General features: G+C 36.4%; 11 protein-coding genes and 2 pseudogenes. 10 read left to right on the forward strand and 3 right to left on the reverse strand.

Annotation, left to right across the window (positions count from 1 at the left end):
- Positions 1–4 precede the first annotated feature (4 nt).
- Together AAFX60_015885 and AAFX60_015890 are read right to left on the reverse strand one after the other, a co-directional pair.
- Positions 5–3053 (reverse strand): annotated as a pseudogene (locus AAFX60_015885) (efflux RND transporter permease subunit).
- A gap of 3 nt (positions 3054–3056) precedes the next feature.
- Positions 3057–4169 carry an efflux RND transporter periplasmic adaptor subunit gene (locus tag AAFX60_015890; protein XDF79882.1) on the reverse strand — a complete coding sequence of 371 codons (1113 nt, stop codon included), beginning with the start codon at positions 4167–4169 and terminating at the stop codon, positions 3057–3059.
- 170 nt (positions 4170–4339) lie between these two features.
- On the opposite strand from AAFX60_015890, the gene AAFX60_015895 reads away from it, so the two are divergent.
- Positions 4340–4948 (forward strand): TetR/AcrR family transcriptional regulator, encoded by a 609-nt coding sequence (locus AAFX60_015895; GenBank protein ID XDF79883.1) that lies wholly within the window; start codon positions 4340–4342, stop codon positions 4946–4948.
- Between the two features lie 151 nt (positions 4949–5099).
- Positions 5100–7694: an ATP-binding protein gene (locus AAFX60_015900; GenBank protein ID XDF79884.1), complete on the forward strand. Its 2595-nt coding sequence runs from the start codon at positions 5100–5102 to the stop codon at positions 7692–7694.
- Positions 7695–7723: 29 nt separating this feature from the next.
- Here the strand turns inward: AAFX60_015900 and AAFX60_015905 are convergent, their stop codons facing one another.
- Positions 7724–8722 carry a substrate-binding domain-containing protein gene (locus AAFX60_015905; protein ID XDF79885.1) on the reverse strand — a complete coding sequence of 333 codons (999 nt, stop codon included), beginning with the start codon at positions 8720–8722 and terminating at the stop codon, positions 7724–7726.
- Between the two features lie 130 nt (positions 8723–8852).
- Between AAFX60_015905 and AAFX60_015910 the strand changes: the two genes are divergently transcribed.
- The 8 genes and pseudogenes from AAFX60_015910 to AAFX60_015945 all read left to right on the forward strand — a co-directional run bounded on the left by AAFX60_015910 (position 8853) and on the right by AAFX60_015945 (position 17118).
- Complete coding sequence (locus tag AAFX60_015910; protein ID XDF79886.1) at positions 8853–9185, forward strand: tRNA-binding protein; 333 nt, start codon at positions 8853–8855, stop codon at positions 9183–9185.
- 259 nt (positions 9186–9444) lie between these two features.
- A pseudogene (locus tag AAFX60_015915) lies at positions 9445–10926 on the forward strand (alanine/glycine:cation symporter family protein).
- Positions 10927–11031: 105 nt separating this feature from the next.
- Positions 11032–11424, forward strand: coding sequence for an ACT domain-containing protein (locus tag AAFX60_015920; protein XDF79887.1), 393 nt, complete (start codon positions 11032–11034; stop codon positions 11422–11424).
- 80 nt (positions 11425–11504) lie between these two features.
- Complete coding sequence (locus AAFX60_015925; protein ID XDF79888.1) at positions 11505–11852, forward strand: RidA family protein; 348 nt, start codon at positions 11505–11507, stop codon at positions 11850–11852.
- 363 nt (positions 11853–12215) lie between these two features.
- A complete protein-coding gene (brnQ, locus tag AAFX60_015930) occupies positions 12216–13532 on the forward strand; it encodes a branched-chain amino acid transport system II carrier protein (GenBank protein ID XDF79889.1) in 1317 nt (438 codons plus the stop codon).
- Positions 13533–13605: 73 nt separating this feature from the next.
- A complete protein-coding gene (locus AAFX60_015935) occupies positions 13606–14502 on the forward strand; it encodes a histone deacetylase (GenBank protein ID XDF79890.1) in 897 nt (298 codons plus the stop codon).
- A 218-nt stretch (positions 14503–14720) separates the two neighbouring features.
- Positions 14721–16406, forward strand: coding sequence for a GGDEF domain-containing protein (locus AAFX60_015940; GenBank protein ID XDF79891.1), 1686 nt, complete (start codon positions 14721–14723; stop codon positions 16404–16406).
- Positions 16407–16686: 280 nt separating this feature from the next.
- Positions 16687–17118, forward strand: coding sequence for a PTS sugar transporter subunit IIA (locus AAFX60_015945; GenBank protein XDF79892.1), 432 nt, complete (start codon positions 16687–16689; stop codon positions 17116–17118).
- The last annotated feature ends 16 nt before the right edge of the window (positions 17119–17134 follow it).

The following is a 17134-nucleotide window of genomic DNA, read 5'->3' on the forward strand; positions in this document are numbered from 1 at the left end:
GATGTTACTCTTCAATCGCTTTGATTCTGAAGAACATGGCATAGAACAATGGAATCACGATTAACGTCAGGATTGTTGCAAATAACAAACCAAACATAATGGTTACTGCCATACTCTTGAAGAATGGGTCAATCAGTAATGGTGCAACCCCTAAGATAGTGGTTAATGCGCCAAGTAATACTGGTCGAGCACGACTTAAAGAGGCGTCGATAATGGCATTATATGGCAGCTTACCTTCTCTAATTTCAGCATCGGCTTGGTCTACTAATACAATGGCATTCTTCACCATCATACCAATTAAGCTTAAGAAACCTAATATCGCCATAAACTCAAATGGGGTTTGGAATATGATCAATCCAACCGTAACCCCAATGATAGCAAGTGGAGCAGTTAACCAAATTACGAGTGGCTGACGTAGCGCATTAAACATGAAAATAACCGATAAGATCATTGCAGCAAAACCATAAGGAGCTGAAATTACTAATCCTTCATTCGCATCTTTAGACGCTTTATATTCACCATACCAAATTAACTCGTATCCTGATGGCAGCTCGATCGCTTCGATTTTTTGACGAACTTGATTAAATGCATCAGCGGTTAATACGCCCGGAGCGGGGTCCGCTTGCACCAGAATCGTCGGCATTCTATCAATACGACGCAAAATCGCATCTTCCCAAACCACATCAGTGGATTCAACTAATTGGCTAACAGAGATAAAACCACCAACAGCATGGCTGTATACTTCTGTGTTTTCAATTGCACGTTGGTGACTACGCTCTGTTTCTGGTGAACGTGCCACAATCGGATAAGATCATTACCTTCACGGTAAACACCGATATTACGTCCAGATAAGGTCTGTGCAATGGCCTGGTTAATTTCTTGTGTTGTTAAGCCAAATTGTTGTGCTTTTTCTTCTGAATAACGAGGACGTAGCACAGGTACTTGTTGACGCCAATCATCTTGAACTGCAATCAATTGTGGATCATTTAGCATGATGGTTTTTGCTTGTTCCGCTAATTGACGAAGTACGGCACTGTCTGGACCTTTAAAGCCAGCTTCAATTTTTTTACCGCCCCACGACCCAGCATGAACTTCCATACTTTGATTGATGCATCTGTGTATTTTTCATCAAGCTCACTTTGTAATTCTCCCAATAATGGCGCAATGTTTTGGTAATCATCAATATCAATTAATAATTGACCGTAACTTGGATTACGCGCCTCTGGAGAATAAGTCAGCATAAAGCGTAGACCACCGCCACCAACAAAGCTGGTGATGTTAGTAATGCCTGCTTTTTGTTTTATGTCTTGCTCAATACTTGCAATAGTTTGCTCTGTACGTTTTATATCTGAGCCTTGAGGTAAATACACATCAACAACAAATTGTGCACGTTGAGATTCGGGCATAAAACCTGGTGGAATATATTTCGCTCCGTAAATAGAGGTAAATAACACCATCAATAGTAGGCTTAGGCTAATTACTCTGTGTTTAATTACCCAAGTTAATAATTGACGATACCAACGGCTTACTCGACCAACAGGTGCTTGTGTGTCTACTGGTTTTACTTTCAAAAAGTCATAACACAGCATCGGTGTAATGGTAACGGCAAATACCCAGCTTAGTAACATAGAGTATAGGATTACCCAAAATAGCGAACCAGCATATTCCCCCATATCAGATGGAGATAAACCAATTGCACTGAATGCACAGATACCAACAACCGTACCACCAAGTAGAGGCCATTTGGTGGCATTAACCACATCAGATACGATGTCATCTCGGCTATCGTTTGGCGTGGTTTGTAAGCGAACCAAAATCCCATCAGTCACTACAATGGCGTTATCCACTAGCATCCCTAATGCGATGATTAAGGCGCCTAATGAAATGCGTTGCATCGCAATGTCTTCAATCAACATTATGCATAAGGTTCCAGCAACGGTTAGTAGCAATACAAAGCCGATGATGATCCCTGAGCGAACGCCCATAAAGAGAAGAAGTACAATAAATACGATCACAACCGCAGCAATCAAGTTATCGATAAAGTTTGTTACCGACGCTCGAACCGAATCTGATTGCATTGAAATAACATTGAGCTCAATGCCTAAAGGACGTTGGTTTTCTAATTCAGCAATACGTGCTTTTACGGCATCACCCATATCAACTACGTTGCCACCTGCGACATTCGAAATACCAAATCCAACCGCTCGTTGACCATTGTAGCGAACCATCATACTTTGCGGTTCTTGATAACCACGAGTTACCGTTGCAATATCACCTAAGCGAAGTACCGCATTGTTATCTCCAAGATTGATTTGCAGATTAATGAGATCATTAAACGAGTTCACATTTGAGCTTGGAATAACAGGGATACGCATTGAATCGGTTTCAATACTTCCTGCAACCGTTACCATGTTCTGCTTTTGCAATACTTGGTACACTTTTTCTGCTGAAACACCAAACTTAGCCATACGCTCGCCAGACATTTCAATAAAAATGGTCTCTTGGCGTTCACCTAACGTGGCTGTTTTTGCTACACCTGGAACCAATACCAGTTCTCGTCTGAGATCATCAACATAATCTTGCAGCTGTTTATCACTAAACCCATCACCAGTAACGGCGAAGAATAGGGCGTAAACGTCTGAGAAATCATCGTTAACGATGGAGGCACCAGCACCCGGAGGTAACATACGTTGTGCATCACCCACTTTACGGCGTAATTTGTCCCACACTTGTTGTAATGCGGCTTGACTACCTGCAAATTCAAGTTTGATCTCAACAGTCACTTCAGACATGCCTTGTTTCGATACCGACTTTATCTCTTTCACTTCTTGAAGAGATTGAACGGCACCTTCAATGATATCAGTAACTTCATCAGAGACTTCTTGTGCAGTCGCACCTGAATAAGGGGTATTTATCACCGCTTGGCGAATAACAAATTCAGGATCTTCAAATCGTCCGAGTTTTAAGTAACTTAAATAGCCACCAAATAAAATTAACGCAATAAGCACCCACACGGAGGTACGCTTAGCAATAGTGTAACGTGCGATATCCATTTGTTATTTCTCAACCTGTGAAGAAAGTGTGTCGGTATATGGTCTCACTTCCATGCCTTCTTTTAAGCTAGAAGCTCCTGCAGTAATAATACGCTCACCAGTATGCAAACCATCATTAATGACAATTCGATTTGATACTAAGGTACCTGCGCTAATAATGCGTTTTTGAACTTTATTCTCTTGAGTTACAACCCATACAAATTGACCACCTTGGTTGTCCGGTACAACCGCTGTTAATGGTACAGTAATGAGTAATGACGCTTGATCTTGTTTATCTGAATAAACAGGTACGACTTTAACGGTCATGCCTGGAAGTACATTGAAGCCACGAAGATCTTCAAATGTAAGAACCACAGGGTAAGTTTGTGTAATTGGATCCGCTTGCGTTCCATAAGTGCTAAGCACAAGAGGGAAGGTTTCATTACGAAGTGCACTGATTTGAGCCAGTGCTTTCGAGCCTTTTAAATCCCCTAACATTACGCTATCAGGAATATTGATGAGTACTTCTAAATCATCAACATTATGAACCGTTAATACTGGACTATTCGCTTGAATTTGGACGTGATTATCAATCATTTTTTTGCCAATTACACCATCAAATGGTGCATGCAACTGCGTATATTCAAGCTGGCGTTGTGCTTCATCTAAACGATTTTTGGCTAGTTGATGACGAGTGGTTAAGGTATCTAAATCACTTTTTGCTATCGCTTGGCTTTTTTCATAAATGGCTTTGCCACGAGTGTATTCAGCTTTACTGTTTTTGTATTCAACACGAGCAGATTCTAGTGCTGTTTGTGCATCACGAGGATCAAGTTGAGCTAATAGTTGTCCTTTTTTAACTTGTTGACCTTCATCAACCAACACACTGATCACACGACCGCTCATTCTAAAAGCTAAATCTGCGCGTTGTGCTGAACGAACTACGCCATTAAAACGCAGTTGTGCGTTAGCACTAGGAGATACTATCTCAGTCAGTGCTGGTCTAATTGTTGGTTGTGAGATCTCTTTAGCTACTTCATTAGTGTCACAACCAGAAATTACTATGGAGCCAACAGCAAGACTTACAGCGATGGCCGTTTTTTTAATTAACATTAATGTAGAAGTGGTAGAACGCATTTACTCAGTCCTCATGAAAGAGCGATTAATCCAATAAATTGATTGAAGGAGTTTTACAGTTATAAAGTAAACTCTTGAGTTTATTTTATACGTAAAAACTATAAAGTAAACTCAAAAGTATACATTTGTTTTTGGAATGGTTAGACTAGGTCATATAGCTTGGAGGGGACATGCAAAAGAAATTGACAAGATCGCAGCAAAAACACTTAGATATCATTAACGCAGCAAAAGAAGAGTTTATTGAATTCGGCTTTTTAGCCGCGAATATGGATAGGATTACCGCGTCTGCAGAAGTGTCTAAACGAACGCTTTATCGACACTTTGAAAGTAAAGAAGTATTGTTTGAATCAGTATTGACCATTATTAATGACTCAGTGAACGAAAGTATCTCTTATCATTTTGACCCAAATAAGAGTACGGAAGAGCAGTTAACAGAGATTGCTTATAAAGAGATTGATGTTCTTTATAATACTTATGGGATAGCTTTAGCTCGAACAATCGTGATGGAGTTTCTACGTCAACCAGAAATGGCCAAAACGCTTATCCAAAATATCTATAGTATCCGAGCTATTACCCAGTGGTTTAGAAGTGCAATTGAAGCGAAAAGACTTAAAGATGCAGATCCAAAACTAATGACAGATGTGTATGTCAGTTTGTTTCAAGGGTTATTTTTTTGGCCTCAAGTAATGCATTTAGATCTAGAGCCTCACGGGGAAGAGCTAAGTCAAAAAATAGAAACATTAACCAGCATTTTTATTCAAAGCTATGAAATAAAATGAGCTAGACCATTTGCATCACTAATGCAATTTCGCTTTATTGTTAACAAAAATTAATGAGGCTTAGATCATAATTAATCGTGTTTTTATGCGACAAAATACCTAGGAAGATTATAGTTAATAATTATATCTACAAATAAAGTGCTAGGTTTTTATGAATAATAATATGTCATTAAAGAAAAAGAGCATTCTTGCTTTAGCTTGCTATGTTTGCTTCTTAATTGCGGTTATTGGTAGTGTTACCTATTATGTTGTTGAACCTCCTATTCGTGAAAACCTTGAGAATAACCTCGATTTACGCACTCAGCTTTTAGCAAGAGAAATTGAGGACCCACTGAATCAATCTCTTTCAACGCTGCATGCTCTTGTCGGTGTTGCTGTAAGTGGTTACTCTAAAAATGTTCTTGAAGATATGATTTATTCTGTTTTTAAAGAAAGTGACGACATTATAATTAGTGGTGGGATCTGGCCTGAGCCAAATACGCTTGAGCCATCTAAGAAGCTAGCCAGTATTTTCTTCTCACGAGATGATGCAGGGAAAATTAGTCTTATAAATGATTACAACCTTTCAAGTAACACGCCTTACCAACAAGAATCATGGTATACGTCAGTGTCTCATGAAAACAGCAGTCAGAACATTTCATGGTCAGAAGTTTACATAGATCCTTTTACTAAACAGAAAATGATTACCGCATCACAACCTTATTTTGAAAATAATCAATTTGTTGGTGTGGCAACCATTGATATTTCATTGAAAGGATTAATAGGTGTTATTGAATCACAAGCAGAGAAGCATCAGTTAGGTATATCTATTTATGATGGGCGTACAATCATTACAGAGTATAAGTTTTCCGTTAATAAAAACATGTACGTTGTTGAACGTCTAATGAGTGAACTTAATTGGGAGTTGAAAGTTGTTAATTCCGTTCTTACTGTAGCTGATGAGACTTTTGCTCAGGTTGTCAATATTGAATTAGGTATTGTACCTATTTTGTTGGCTTGTGTGATTTTGGCTTATTACTTTATTAACCGAAGCTTAATTAATCCAATCGTCTTGATTTCACGACAAGTAAATGAAAGAGAATCAAGTGAAAAAATTGATATTAATTATAGCTATAAAGATGAAATTGGTGATTTGATATATTCATTTAATCAGAAAACAGAATATTTAGAAATTGAAAAAACAAAAGCAGAAGCGTTAGCAAAAGCCAAAAGTTCGTTTTTAGCCAATATGTCTCATGAAATACGAACACCATTAAATGGCATTATTGGTATGTCAGATATTTTAGCAGAAACTGATTTAACACCGGTTCAGTCTGAATATGTTGAAACCATTGATACTTCATCACAAACATTGCTTTTATTAATTAATGACATTCTTGATTTATCAAAAATAGAATCTGGAAATTTAGTTATTGTCCCTCAAGAATCGAATGTTGAAGAAGTTGCCTACGATACTCTGACTGTCATTTTGAGCAAAGCGACGGAAAAAGGCTTGGCGTTACAAGTTGACATTGCTAATGATTTACCTGAACTCGTCATGCTTGATGAACATCGATTGCGCCAAGTACTGATGAACTTAATGTCTAATGCCGTTAAATTTACTCAGGATGGAGCCGTCATTTTATCCATTAATTATCAACAGAAAGAGAATGGAAGAGGGTTATTATTCTTTTCAATTAAAGATACGGGCATTGGAATTAGCAAAGATAAATGTGAACAGATTTTTGAACCGTTTACGCAAGAAGATAGCTCAATAACTCGTCAGTTTGGTGGAACGGGTCTAGGGTTGGCAATATGTCGCCAGTTAGTTGAAATGCTTGGTGGTGAGTTGAAAGTTGATTCAGAAAAAGGGTTTGGAAGTAAATTTCATTTCATATTAGATGTTGAGGTGATTGAGCCAACACATAAAGGATTAGAAGAATATGCTCAGTCCTCATGTGTCATTGTGGGTAATCATATGCTTTATGCAACTCAGCTTGAGATGGAATGTAAAAAGTTGGGAATTAATAGCAGAATCGTCCAAAAATTTGTTCCGCAGGATGATCTAATCAGTCAAAGTGATGTGGTTATTTATTGTCAAAAATCCTCTTCAGAGGCATTAAATCATGTGAGGTTAATGAATGAGTATAAGCATCGACCAGCGATTATCATTTGTAAAAAGCATCAAGATGAAAAGGTGGATTTTGAACGTACAATTGAAGGTGTCATTACTTATCCATTACTTGGTAAACGTTTTTATAAGGTAATGAAGCAAGCGTTTATTGCGAGTGGATCTTTCTCTGAAATAGAGCAAGAAAATACACAATGCGATAAATTAGAGATTGACCAAGTTATAAAAGAACCACATGAAATAGGAAATACATCAAGTGTTGAAAAAACCGTTCTTGTTGTTGAAGATAACGCCATTAATCAAAAAGTAGCGTCATTATTACTTAAAAAAGCCGGATTTTCTGTTGAAATCGCTAATAATGGGCAAGAAGCATTAGATATGGTTATGGCAAAAACGTCGTCTTATAGTTTGGTTCTTATGGATTGTATGATGCCTATAATGGATGGATTTGCTGCGACTGAAGCGATAAGAAAGTGGGAAGAGAATCAAGAACAGAAACGTTTACCTATCATTGCGCTAACCGCAAGTGTTTTCGTTGAAGATATAGACAAATGCTACCAATCGGGCATGGATGATTATGTAGCAAAACCATTTAGAAAAGAGCTTATACTAGAAAAACTGGAAGCGTATACATAAGTAATAATTTATATATACGCTCATTGTTTCTATAGAGTATGTACTGAGTTACGTTTAATGAGTGTTGGTGTATATACTTTTTTCTCTGTTTCTGGTTTTTCATCTTTTGCTAGCAATAGCGATAACATGGCAGCTTGTGAGGCCATCTCACTAATAGGGTAGTCAATGGTTGTTAATTTAGGGTGTAGATATTTGGCAATTAGACCGTTATCGAAACCAATAATGGAAACCTGTTCTGGTACTGAAATACCTGCTTTTTCAAGAGCAGCAATAGCTCCAGCTGCCATGTAATCGTTATAACAAACAACACCCGTAAATGATTGTTTATTTTTAATTAATTCATTCATCGCTTTTTCACCCCCTTCGTCAGTGGGTTCATCTTCACTCAATAAAGAATTATTAATGGTCAGTTCATGCTTTTCTAAGGCTTGAATAAAACCGTGCTTTCGATCAATACAATCATCAATTTGTTGATTAGAGTTAATGTAGGCTAAATGTTGGTGACCACTTTCAATAAGGTGTTCTGTGGCAAGTCTTGACCCAAGTTGGTTATCTAGATAAATACATTTATTAGCTATTTGAGGGATATGACGATTAATAATGACTAATCCAGGTACTTCTTGTGAAAATTGAATTAATTCCTCATCACTTAATCCTTTAGAGTGAATAATCAGAGATTCACAACGGTTGTGGATTAATAGTTCTATGGCCTCTTTCTCAACTTCAGCATTGTGATAGCCATTACCAATTAATAAATGCTTGTTGTTGGCTCTAGCTACACCATCAACGGCTTTGATTAAAGATCCAAAAAATGGGTCAGAAACATCTGCAACTAATACCCCAATAGTATTGGTACTTTTACTGACTAAAGCACGAGCATTAGCATTAGGTCGGTAGCCGAGTTTTGTCATTGCAGCATTAACAGATTTTATGGCTGCTTTACTGGCTTTAGGTGATTTATTTACTACACGAGAAACGGTGGCAACAGATACACCAGCTTCTTTTGCTACGTCTTTAATGGTTGCCATAATGGAGCCTTAGTTATTATTAATTTGATCGAGTTAAAGTTTTAGTAAACTTTTATTTCGTTTTCAATCTTAATGCAATAGGATTGATTTTGTAAACGTTATCATTAATTAATTGTAAGGATAAATTAAAATGGAAACAATAGCATACGGTGATTTTGCTAAATTAGATATTCGCGTAGGAAAGATCACAGAAGTAAAACGTCATGAAAACGCAGATAAACTATATATCGTTCAGATTGATGTTGGTGAGAGAAGTTTACAAACAGTAACAAGCCTTGTTCCATACTATACAGAAGAAGAGCTGATGAATAAGCAAGTTGTTGTGCTTTGTAATTTAGCAAAAGCAAAAATGCGTGGTGAAACTTCAGAATGTATGCTGTTATGTGCTGAAACCGACGATGAATCTGAAAGCGTGTTATTGACTCCTGAACGTATGATGTCAACAGGAGTCAAAATCGTTTAATACCTTTAAAATTAAGTGCCATTACGAAAACATAATGGCGCTTTAAAATAAAAGTCATCTTTTAAACTTCCTCTACAGCATAAAAACACAGTATTGAAATATGAAGTGAATCTTTCATTTGTTAAATCAATTCATTCTGTTATTTAGTGTTGCATTTCACATTTTTGCTCTATTTAAGCTCTCATTGTTAACTTGTTGTTAATTTCTGGTGTATGGTTGGTTGTATTTTATACCAACACTTACAATTAAAGGGATTTTTATGCAGGGTGTAGTTGATTTTTTAAATGGGATTATTTGGAGTCCATTTCTCATTTATTTATGTTTGGGGGCTGGTCTGTTTTATTCAATTCAGACTCGGTTTGTTCAAGTTCGACATTTTAAAGAAATGTGTCGTTTATTAATTTCAAACAAAGAATCCAGTAAAGGGATCAGTTCATTTCAAGCGTTAGCAGTATCTCTGTCTGGACGAGTGGGTACAGGTAATATCGCAGGTGTTGCGGCGGCGATTGGCTTTGGTGGCCCTGGTGCCGTATTTTGGATGTGGGTTGTTGCTTTTTTAGGGGCGGCAACGGCTTATGCGGAGTCTACGCTTGCTCAAATCTATAAAGAAGAAGATGAAGGGCAGTTTCGTGGTGGCCCTGCTTATTATATAGAGAAAGCAATGGGGCAAAAGTGGTATGCGTGGATTTTTGCTATTGCGACTATTTTTGCTTGTGGTGTTTTACTTCCTGGCGTTCAATCAAACAGTATTGGTAATGCAGTCGAAACGGCTTTTGGATCAGGTAGTATGATTGATACTGGGTTGGGTGTATTTAGTTTTGCTAAGATCTTCACCGGTGCAGTTATCTCGATAATTCTTGGCTTCATCATTTTTGGTGGAGTGAAACGTATTGCCAACTTCACGCAAATTGTCGTCCCGTTCATGGCTCTGGCTTATATTATCTTAGCGTTTGTCATTATTCTGCTGAACATTAATGAAGTTCCAGCGATTTTTGCACTGATCATTGGTGATGCATTTACGCCAATGGCAGGGTTTGGTGCTGCTATCGGTTGGGGTGTTAAGCGAGGTGTTTATTCAAACGAAGCGGGTCAAGGTACCGGTCCACACGCAGCTGCTGCGGCAAGTGTTGAGCATCCTGCACAACAAGGGTTAGTTCAGTCATTCTCTATTTACATTGATACCTTGTTAGTTTGTTCTGCTACTGCATTTATGATTTTAATCACTGGTGCTTACAATGTACATGGTAGTGGAGAGGGTGTTTTCTTAGTTCAAAATATCTCTGAAACCATTGGTGCAAATGGCCCTATGTTCACTCAAATGGCGATTGAAAGCACTCTCCCTGGTATCGGTAAAATCTTTATTGCTTTTGCATTATTCTTTTTCGCATTCACAACAATTTTAGCTTATTACTATATTGCTGAAACGAACATTGCTTATATACGTCGAACATTAAAAATTGATGGAATGATGTTTGTTCTTAAAGTGGTGATCATGTCTGCGGTATTTTACGGTACGATTAAAACGGCTAACCTTGCTTGGGCCATGGGTGACGTTGGTGTTGGGGTAATGGCTTGGTTAAATATCATTGGTATTCTGATTATTTTCTTCTTGTCAAAACCTGCATTAAAAGCGCTAAAAGATTATGAAGAACAGCAAAAACAAGGTGTAAAAAGTTTTACTTTCGACCCTGTAAAACTAGGAATTAAAGGCGCAACTTATTGGGAACAAAAGTTAGAAAGAAACAATAAGAAATCCAGAGAAAAATAAATAAGATTGCTATCTAAAATAAGAAAAATGCCGTTAATGTAACGGCATTTTTTATATCAATTAAATATGGAGTACACCATGTCAGGAATTTTAGAATTAGATAAACTGCTTAAAACAATGAAGCCAGAACTGTTAACTCAAGAGTATGTGTTTTGCTGTGTGAAAGGGGAGCTGAAAGAATATATTAGCTTAAACTCTATTGGGAGTTTTGTTGAGCAAGAAGGATTAACCTTAGTTTTAGAGAAAGACGTTGCTCTTAAGGAAAACATCCCATTTGAAGGGGTATTTCGTCAAATAACGTTAACGGTTCATTCAAGTTTAGATGCTGTAGGTCTCACTGCCGCTGTATCAACCAAATTAGCATCAAAAGGGATAAGTGCGAATGTGGTGGCTGCGTTTTATCATGATCATATTTTTGTTCAATCTAGTAAGGCTGAGTTGGCATTATCAGCGTTAAAAGAGATCGAATAATCACTATACATTTTATATGGCATTGCTAATGCCTATGGTAAAATCAGAGCTCATTTTTTTGTTAACCAAGAAGTATAAACATGGATATTCAACGTATTAACCCAAGCGAAAAATGGTCTGATGTAACAGTATTTAATAAAATGGCTCATTTTGTTGAAGTGGCAGAAGATGAAACGGCAGATATGCTAGGCCAAACTGAGCAAGTATTCGCTCAAGCTGAAGCGATGCTAGCAAGTGTAAATAGTGATAAGTCTCGTTTAGTATCGGTTACTATTTATGTAACTGATTTTGCTAATCTAGCCGTATTTAATGAAGCATGGATAAAGTGGTTACCAGAAGGGTGTGCTCCAAGCCGTGCGTGTTTAAAAGTAGAGCTTGCTGATCCTAATTACTTAGTTGAAATCGCATTCGTTGCAGCAGTTAAGTAATGATTATGTCGCTAAATAGGAAGACTATTTAGTGGCATAAATACAGATTTATTCAGTTGTTGTTTGCTTCTGTTTATAATGAAATGCTTATTATCAATAAATATGCTTTACAATCTTCGGGCTTTGATTTAGTTTAACAACAATTATTTTATAGAGTGTATAAGTTATGTTTACGAACATTAAAAACAATCTGACTGCTTATCAAGCAGAATCGAGCAAGATTGCGTATACACTTGTCTCTGTCGTCGTTGTCATTCACTGATACTGACGGCTTTTTTATTCGTCAGTTAGGCTGGCGGATAGAGCACTCCTTTTATATCTTCTAGCCCAACTGATACCAAGTAAACTTATAAGGTATGTTGTGTGAACAGAAGAGATCTCGCTGCTATTGGCTTTATGACCTTCGCCTTGTTTTTAGGTGCTGGCAATCTAATTTATCCACCATTAATGGCTCAACAAGCAGGTGAAAACTGGTTGATTGCTATTGTTGGCTTTTTACTTACTGCCGTTGGTCTACCTGCATTTACACTTGTCGTGTTAGGGCGTTTATCTTCTGCTGATAAATTAACAGCGCTATTACCTAAATGGATGGACCGTTCATTTTGGTTTTTAGTTTTAACCACTTTAGGCCCTGCATTTGTATTACCTCGAGCTGTAACTGTTGCTTATGAAATGGGGGTAAAGCCTTTCTATTCTGGTAATGGCTTAATGGTTTTTTCTGCTTTATTTTGTGCATTAACGCTGTGGTTAGCACTAAAGCCGGGTAAGTTAGTTGATTATATTGGTAAAGTGATGACACCTGCTTTAATCGCTATGCTAGCAGTATTGGTTATTGCAGCATTAGTAAATCCTTTAGGGGAACCAAGCCAAGCGATTGAAGTATATCAACAAGCTCCTGCGGTGAATGGTTTAATTCAGGGTTACATGACATTAGATGCTATTGCTGCAGTTGCGTTTGGTTGGGTGATTATTCAAACTATTCGCAGTAAAGGAATTGAAGAGAAAAAAGCGATTTCTTATTACACCATTCGTATTGCGGTTATTTATTCTGTTTTAATGTCGTTATGTTATTTAGCTATGGGCTATTTGGGTTCTACATCATCTGAAATTGCACCAAGTGCAACCAATGGTGGTGAGATCTTAACGCGTTATGCTGCAGGTGAGTTTGGTATGTTAGGTCAAATTTTATTAGCTGCAATTACATTAATGGCTTGCTTAACGACAACCATCGGCCTAACAAATGCAAACTCAGAGTATTATAAAAATACTTACGGAGTTACATTTAAAGTTAGTGCAACAGTGATCATGGTATTAACGGCAATTATTTCAAACTTCGGTCTAGAAACTATCATTGAAGTAAGTCTTCCAGCGATTTTAATTTTGTGTCCTATTGCGATTTCATTGATCATCGCTATGGTGTTAATTTTTGAAAAATCAGAATCAAATGCGTTAACGATTTCAATGAGCCACACTGCTGTTGTATGTATTGCAGCGCTGTTTGGTACAATTGATGCCTTACATATTTTAGGTAAGTTGCCTGAAAGTATGACAGCGTTTTGTGAACAATGGCTACCGTTGTTCTCATCACATACATCTTGGCTATTACCTGTCTTTATAACTATTTTTGTTCATAAGCTGTTTAATAAAACAGTGTTAAAGAACGTTGCAGTAAATAATTAGTATTATTTTGCGTATTGATAAAGAGCAGCCATAATGGTTGCTCTTTTTGTTTTTGGAATAGGGCTTTTCGTACATGTTGGCGTTAATTTATCATCCGATATATTCTCAGTTGGCTCTGCCTGATGGGCACCGTTATCCTATTCAAAAGTATCAGCGTTTGTATCAAGCTATTCAGTCTCATTATTCTGATGAGCTTTACTGCTGTTTCGAACCAATACCGTTATCTATTGAAGCAATTAAACAAATCCATGAAGAAAACTATGTAAATGCGTTAGTTACTGGAACTTTACCTGCAGCTAAAATGCGACGAATTGGTTTTCCTTGGAGCAAATCATTAATTGAGAGAACACTACTGTCAGCCTCTGGTACTTGTCTAACTGTTGATAAAGCATTAGAAAATGGCAGTGCTATACATTTAAGCGGTGGCTACCATCATGCTCATTATGATTTTGGTAGCGGTTTCTGTTTAGTTAATGATTTAGTTATTGCAGCACATCACGGATTAAACAAAGACAGCATAGATAAAGTATTAATTATTGATAGTGATGTTCACCATGGTGATGGAACCGCGACACTTTGTGCAGACAGAGGTGACATCATCACGCTCTCTTTTCATTGTGATAAAAACTTTCCAGCGCGAAAACCTACCTCTGATTATGACGTCCCGTTAGCTATTGGCACTCAAGATAATGAATTTTTAGAGGCGTTTGAGCAGATTGTTGAAATGGCAATTAATCATCATCAGCCTGATCTTATTATTTATGATGCAGGTGTAGATATTCATATTGATGATGAATTAGGTTATTTAAATATATCAACAGAAGGATTGTATCAACGAGATAAATTTATGAGGAATATTACAGCACAAAAGGGGATCCCTATTGCTTGTGTTGTTGGTGGTGGATACAGGAGTAATCACGAAGACTTAGTTGAACCGCATTTGCAATTGATACGTGCATTTGTTAATTAAGTTTTAACAAGGCTCGTGACAGTGTCACCAATCTGACGAGATGGAAGGGGAATTGTTGTTGGCTGTAGAGAAAGAAATTATATTGTTTTTTAACTTTATGATTTAAAAGATTTATTTTCCTTTTTAGACGTTTGTTTTATCATCTGGTTTTTTTCTTTATTTTTGTATTGTTATGAAAAATAAAAGCGTATACTCCTTTCTTTTTTTAAAAACCAAAAATGAAAAAATTAATCTTGCTGCTTGCAGGTATCATCATTATTTCAGTTGCGACTGCTTTTGTTGTGAATGAAACGCTTCACTCCCATGATGTTAGTGATAGATCTGTTGATTATAAGAAGCAGCTCATTGAACTATCAACGGTATGTAAGTCACTTGAATGCCAAGTTATTGCCGATTTTAACCGCTTTAATAAAAACGAATATCAAAATAATATTGAAGATATAGCTGAAAGTATTCGACCAATTATTAATTATCAAAATGGTCCTAAAATTGGTACTGCAATCTTAAATATTGCATTACAAGATGGCGATCTAAATGAAGACTCTCAATTATTAGTTTTAGATAAAATAGCGACGTTAAGATATAAAGATAATGATCTTTATGGAATGATCGACCCATCATTAAAATATATAGACATTGCTCATGAAAGTGGAGATGAATTAAAAGTTGCCACTGGAGAATTTAGCTTAGCATTAATTATTACTTATTTTAAAGGTTATGATTTTGCAAATAAAATCATTAATTCTATTCAATATAAAGATAGCTCAGATGAGTGGAAAAAATTAAAAACTAGAGCAACATTAAGTTTAGCTGAAAATAAATTAGCAATAAATAAACCTAAAAAAGCATTGGATCTCCTTGAAAATGTAGATCAATACCAAGCCGCTTACAACGAAGAAGATTGGCGTGATTATCATGTTTATCTATTATCTCTGAGAGCTGAAGCTTATGATGAGGTTGGTTTGAGCGAGAAAGCAAATCAATGTCTAATACTTGCTCAGGTTGAGTTAGAGAAAGATAAAGTTAGCTTATTATTAGATAAACATATTTTAATAAAGATAATTGAATTCAAATTAGCATTAAAAAATGAAAATTATTCATTGATTGAAAGTAAGAAAGAAGAGCTATTAAAAATAGCAGATAGGACGAATCAAATAAGATTTACTAAATTAGTGTATTCAACTCTTTTTGATTATTACCTTAAAACGAATAATACAATCGAATTTTACAATTTAAATAAAAGGTACAATGCTGTACGTGATGAAAGACAGAGTGCCAGTTATCATCTTTTAATTTCAAATAAATTAAAGCAAAGTGAAAATAGTCATTTGAATGAAGACCATCAACAATCGTTGTTATTTTTAAAAATTGCATTTGTCATATTACTTGTTATCTCATCATTATTATTAATGATGGTAGTTAAAATAAAGTATCTGAATATTGAAACGTATACGGATCCACTCACTCGTTCATTAAACCGAAGAAAGTTTATGATTGATTATGAGGGGATTGCACTGAAGGATCATGCGTTTTTAATCTTAGACATTGATGGATTTAAGGCAATTAATGACAGTCTTGGTCATGAGGTTGGAGATGAAGTATTAGAAAAAGTCGCAAGTGAAATCGCTCTAATACTTGGGAATCATCATAAATGTTACCGGATAGGCGGTGAAGAATTTGTTGTTCTTTTTACTTTGGTTGAGCCTCTAGATTGTATTGAATTGGCTGAAGATATACGTAGAAGTGTTGAGAACTTACAGTGGAATCATGACCTTAAGGTAACAATTAGCGGTGGGTTGAGTTTCTCTGGTAAAGAAAAAAACACGTATAAACTAGCTGATGAATTGCTTTATAACGCAAAGCGTACAAGCAAAAATGTTATTTTGAACGACAGTATCTATTAAATTATTATCAATTATTCCCACTGATTAAGCCGCTAATTTGAGTTAGCGGTTTTTTTATATGCGTAATTGTTACTGAACTCACACTTTGGATCTGAGGGTACAAAAGTCCAGTAAATGCTTGAAATATCAACTTACCAACCGTGTCATTTATTCATATTATTTCCTCATCGAATGAAACCCAACGCATTTAAAATTGAATTGCTCTAGAAGTTAACTTTTTGAAATGTAATGGTTTTATGTTTTTAAAATATTAGCTCAAACATGAGCGTAGGAAATAAAAATGATTACATCATTAGTTAATACCGACTTAATTACATTGGATTTAAAATCAACTACAAAAGATGGTGTTTTTTCTGAACTTGCTGAAACACTGCTTCAAAATGGTCGCATTAATAATAAAGAAAATTTCTTAACTGATATTTATACACGTGAATCACAATGTGTAACTAGTGACATGGGTATTGCCTATCCGCACGCTAAAAGCCCGTCAGTTATCACACCTGCAATTGCGGTTGGGGTATCTAAAGAGCCTATTGAATATCAAGCTGATGATGAACAGCCAAGCGTATTTTTTATGATTGCCTCACCAGAAAGCGGCGATCACCACATTTATGCACTACAAGCGTTATTTGAAAAATTTGGTGATGACCTGATTGCAGATATGCAAAAAGCGACCACTAAACAACAAATTTTAGATCTATTGACTAACTAACTTTTAGGATTACTTT

The sequence above is a fragment of the Aliivibrio fischeri genome (genome assembly GCA_038993745.2).
GTDB lineage: Bacteria > Pseudomonadota > Gammaproteobacteria > Enterobacterales > Vibrionaceae > Aliivibrio > Aliivibrio fischeri_B.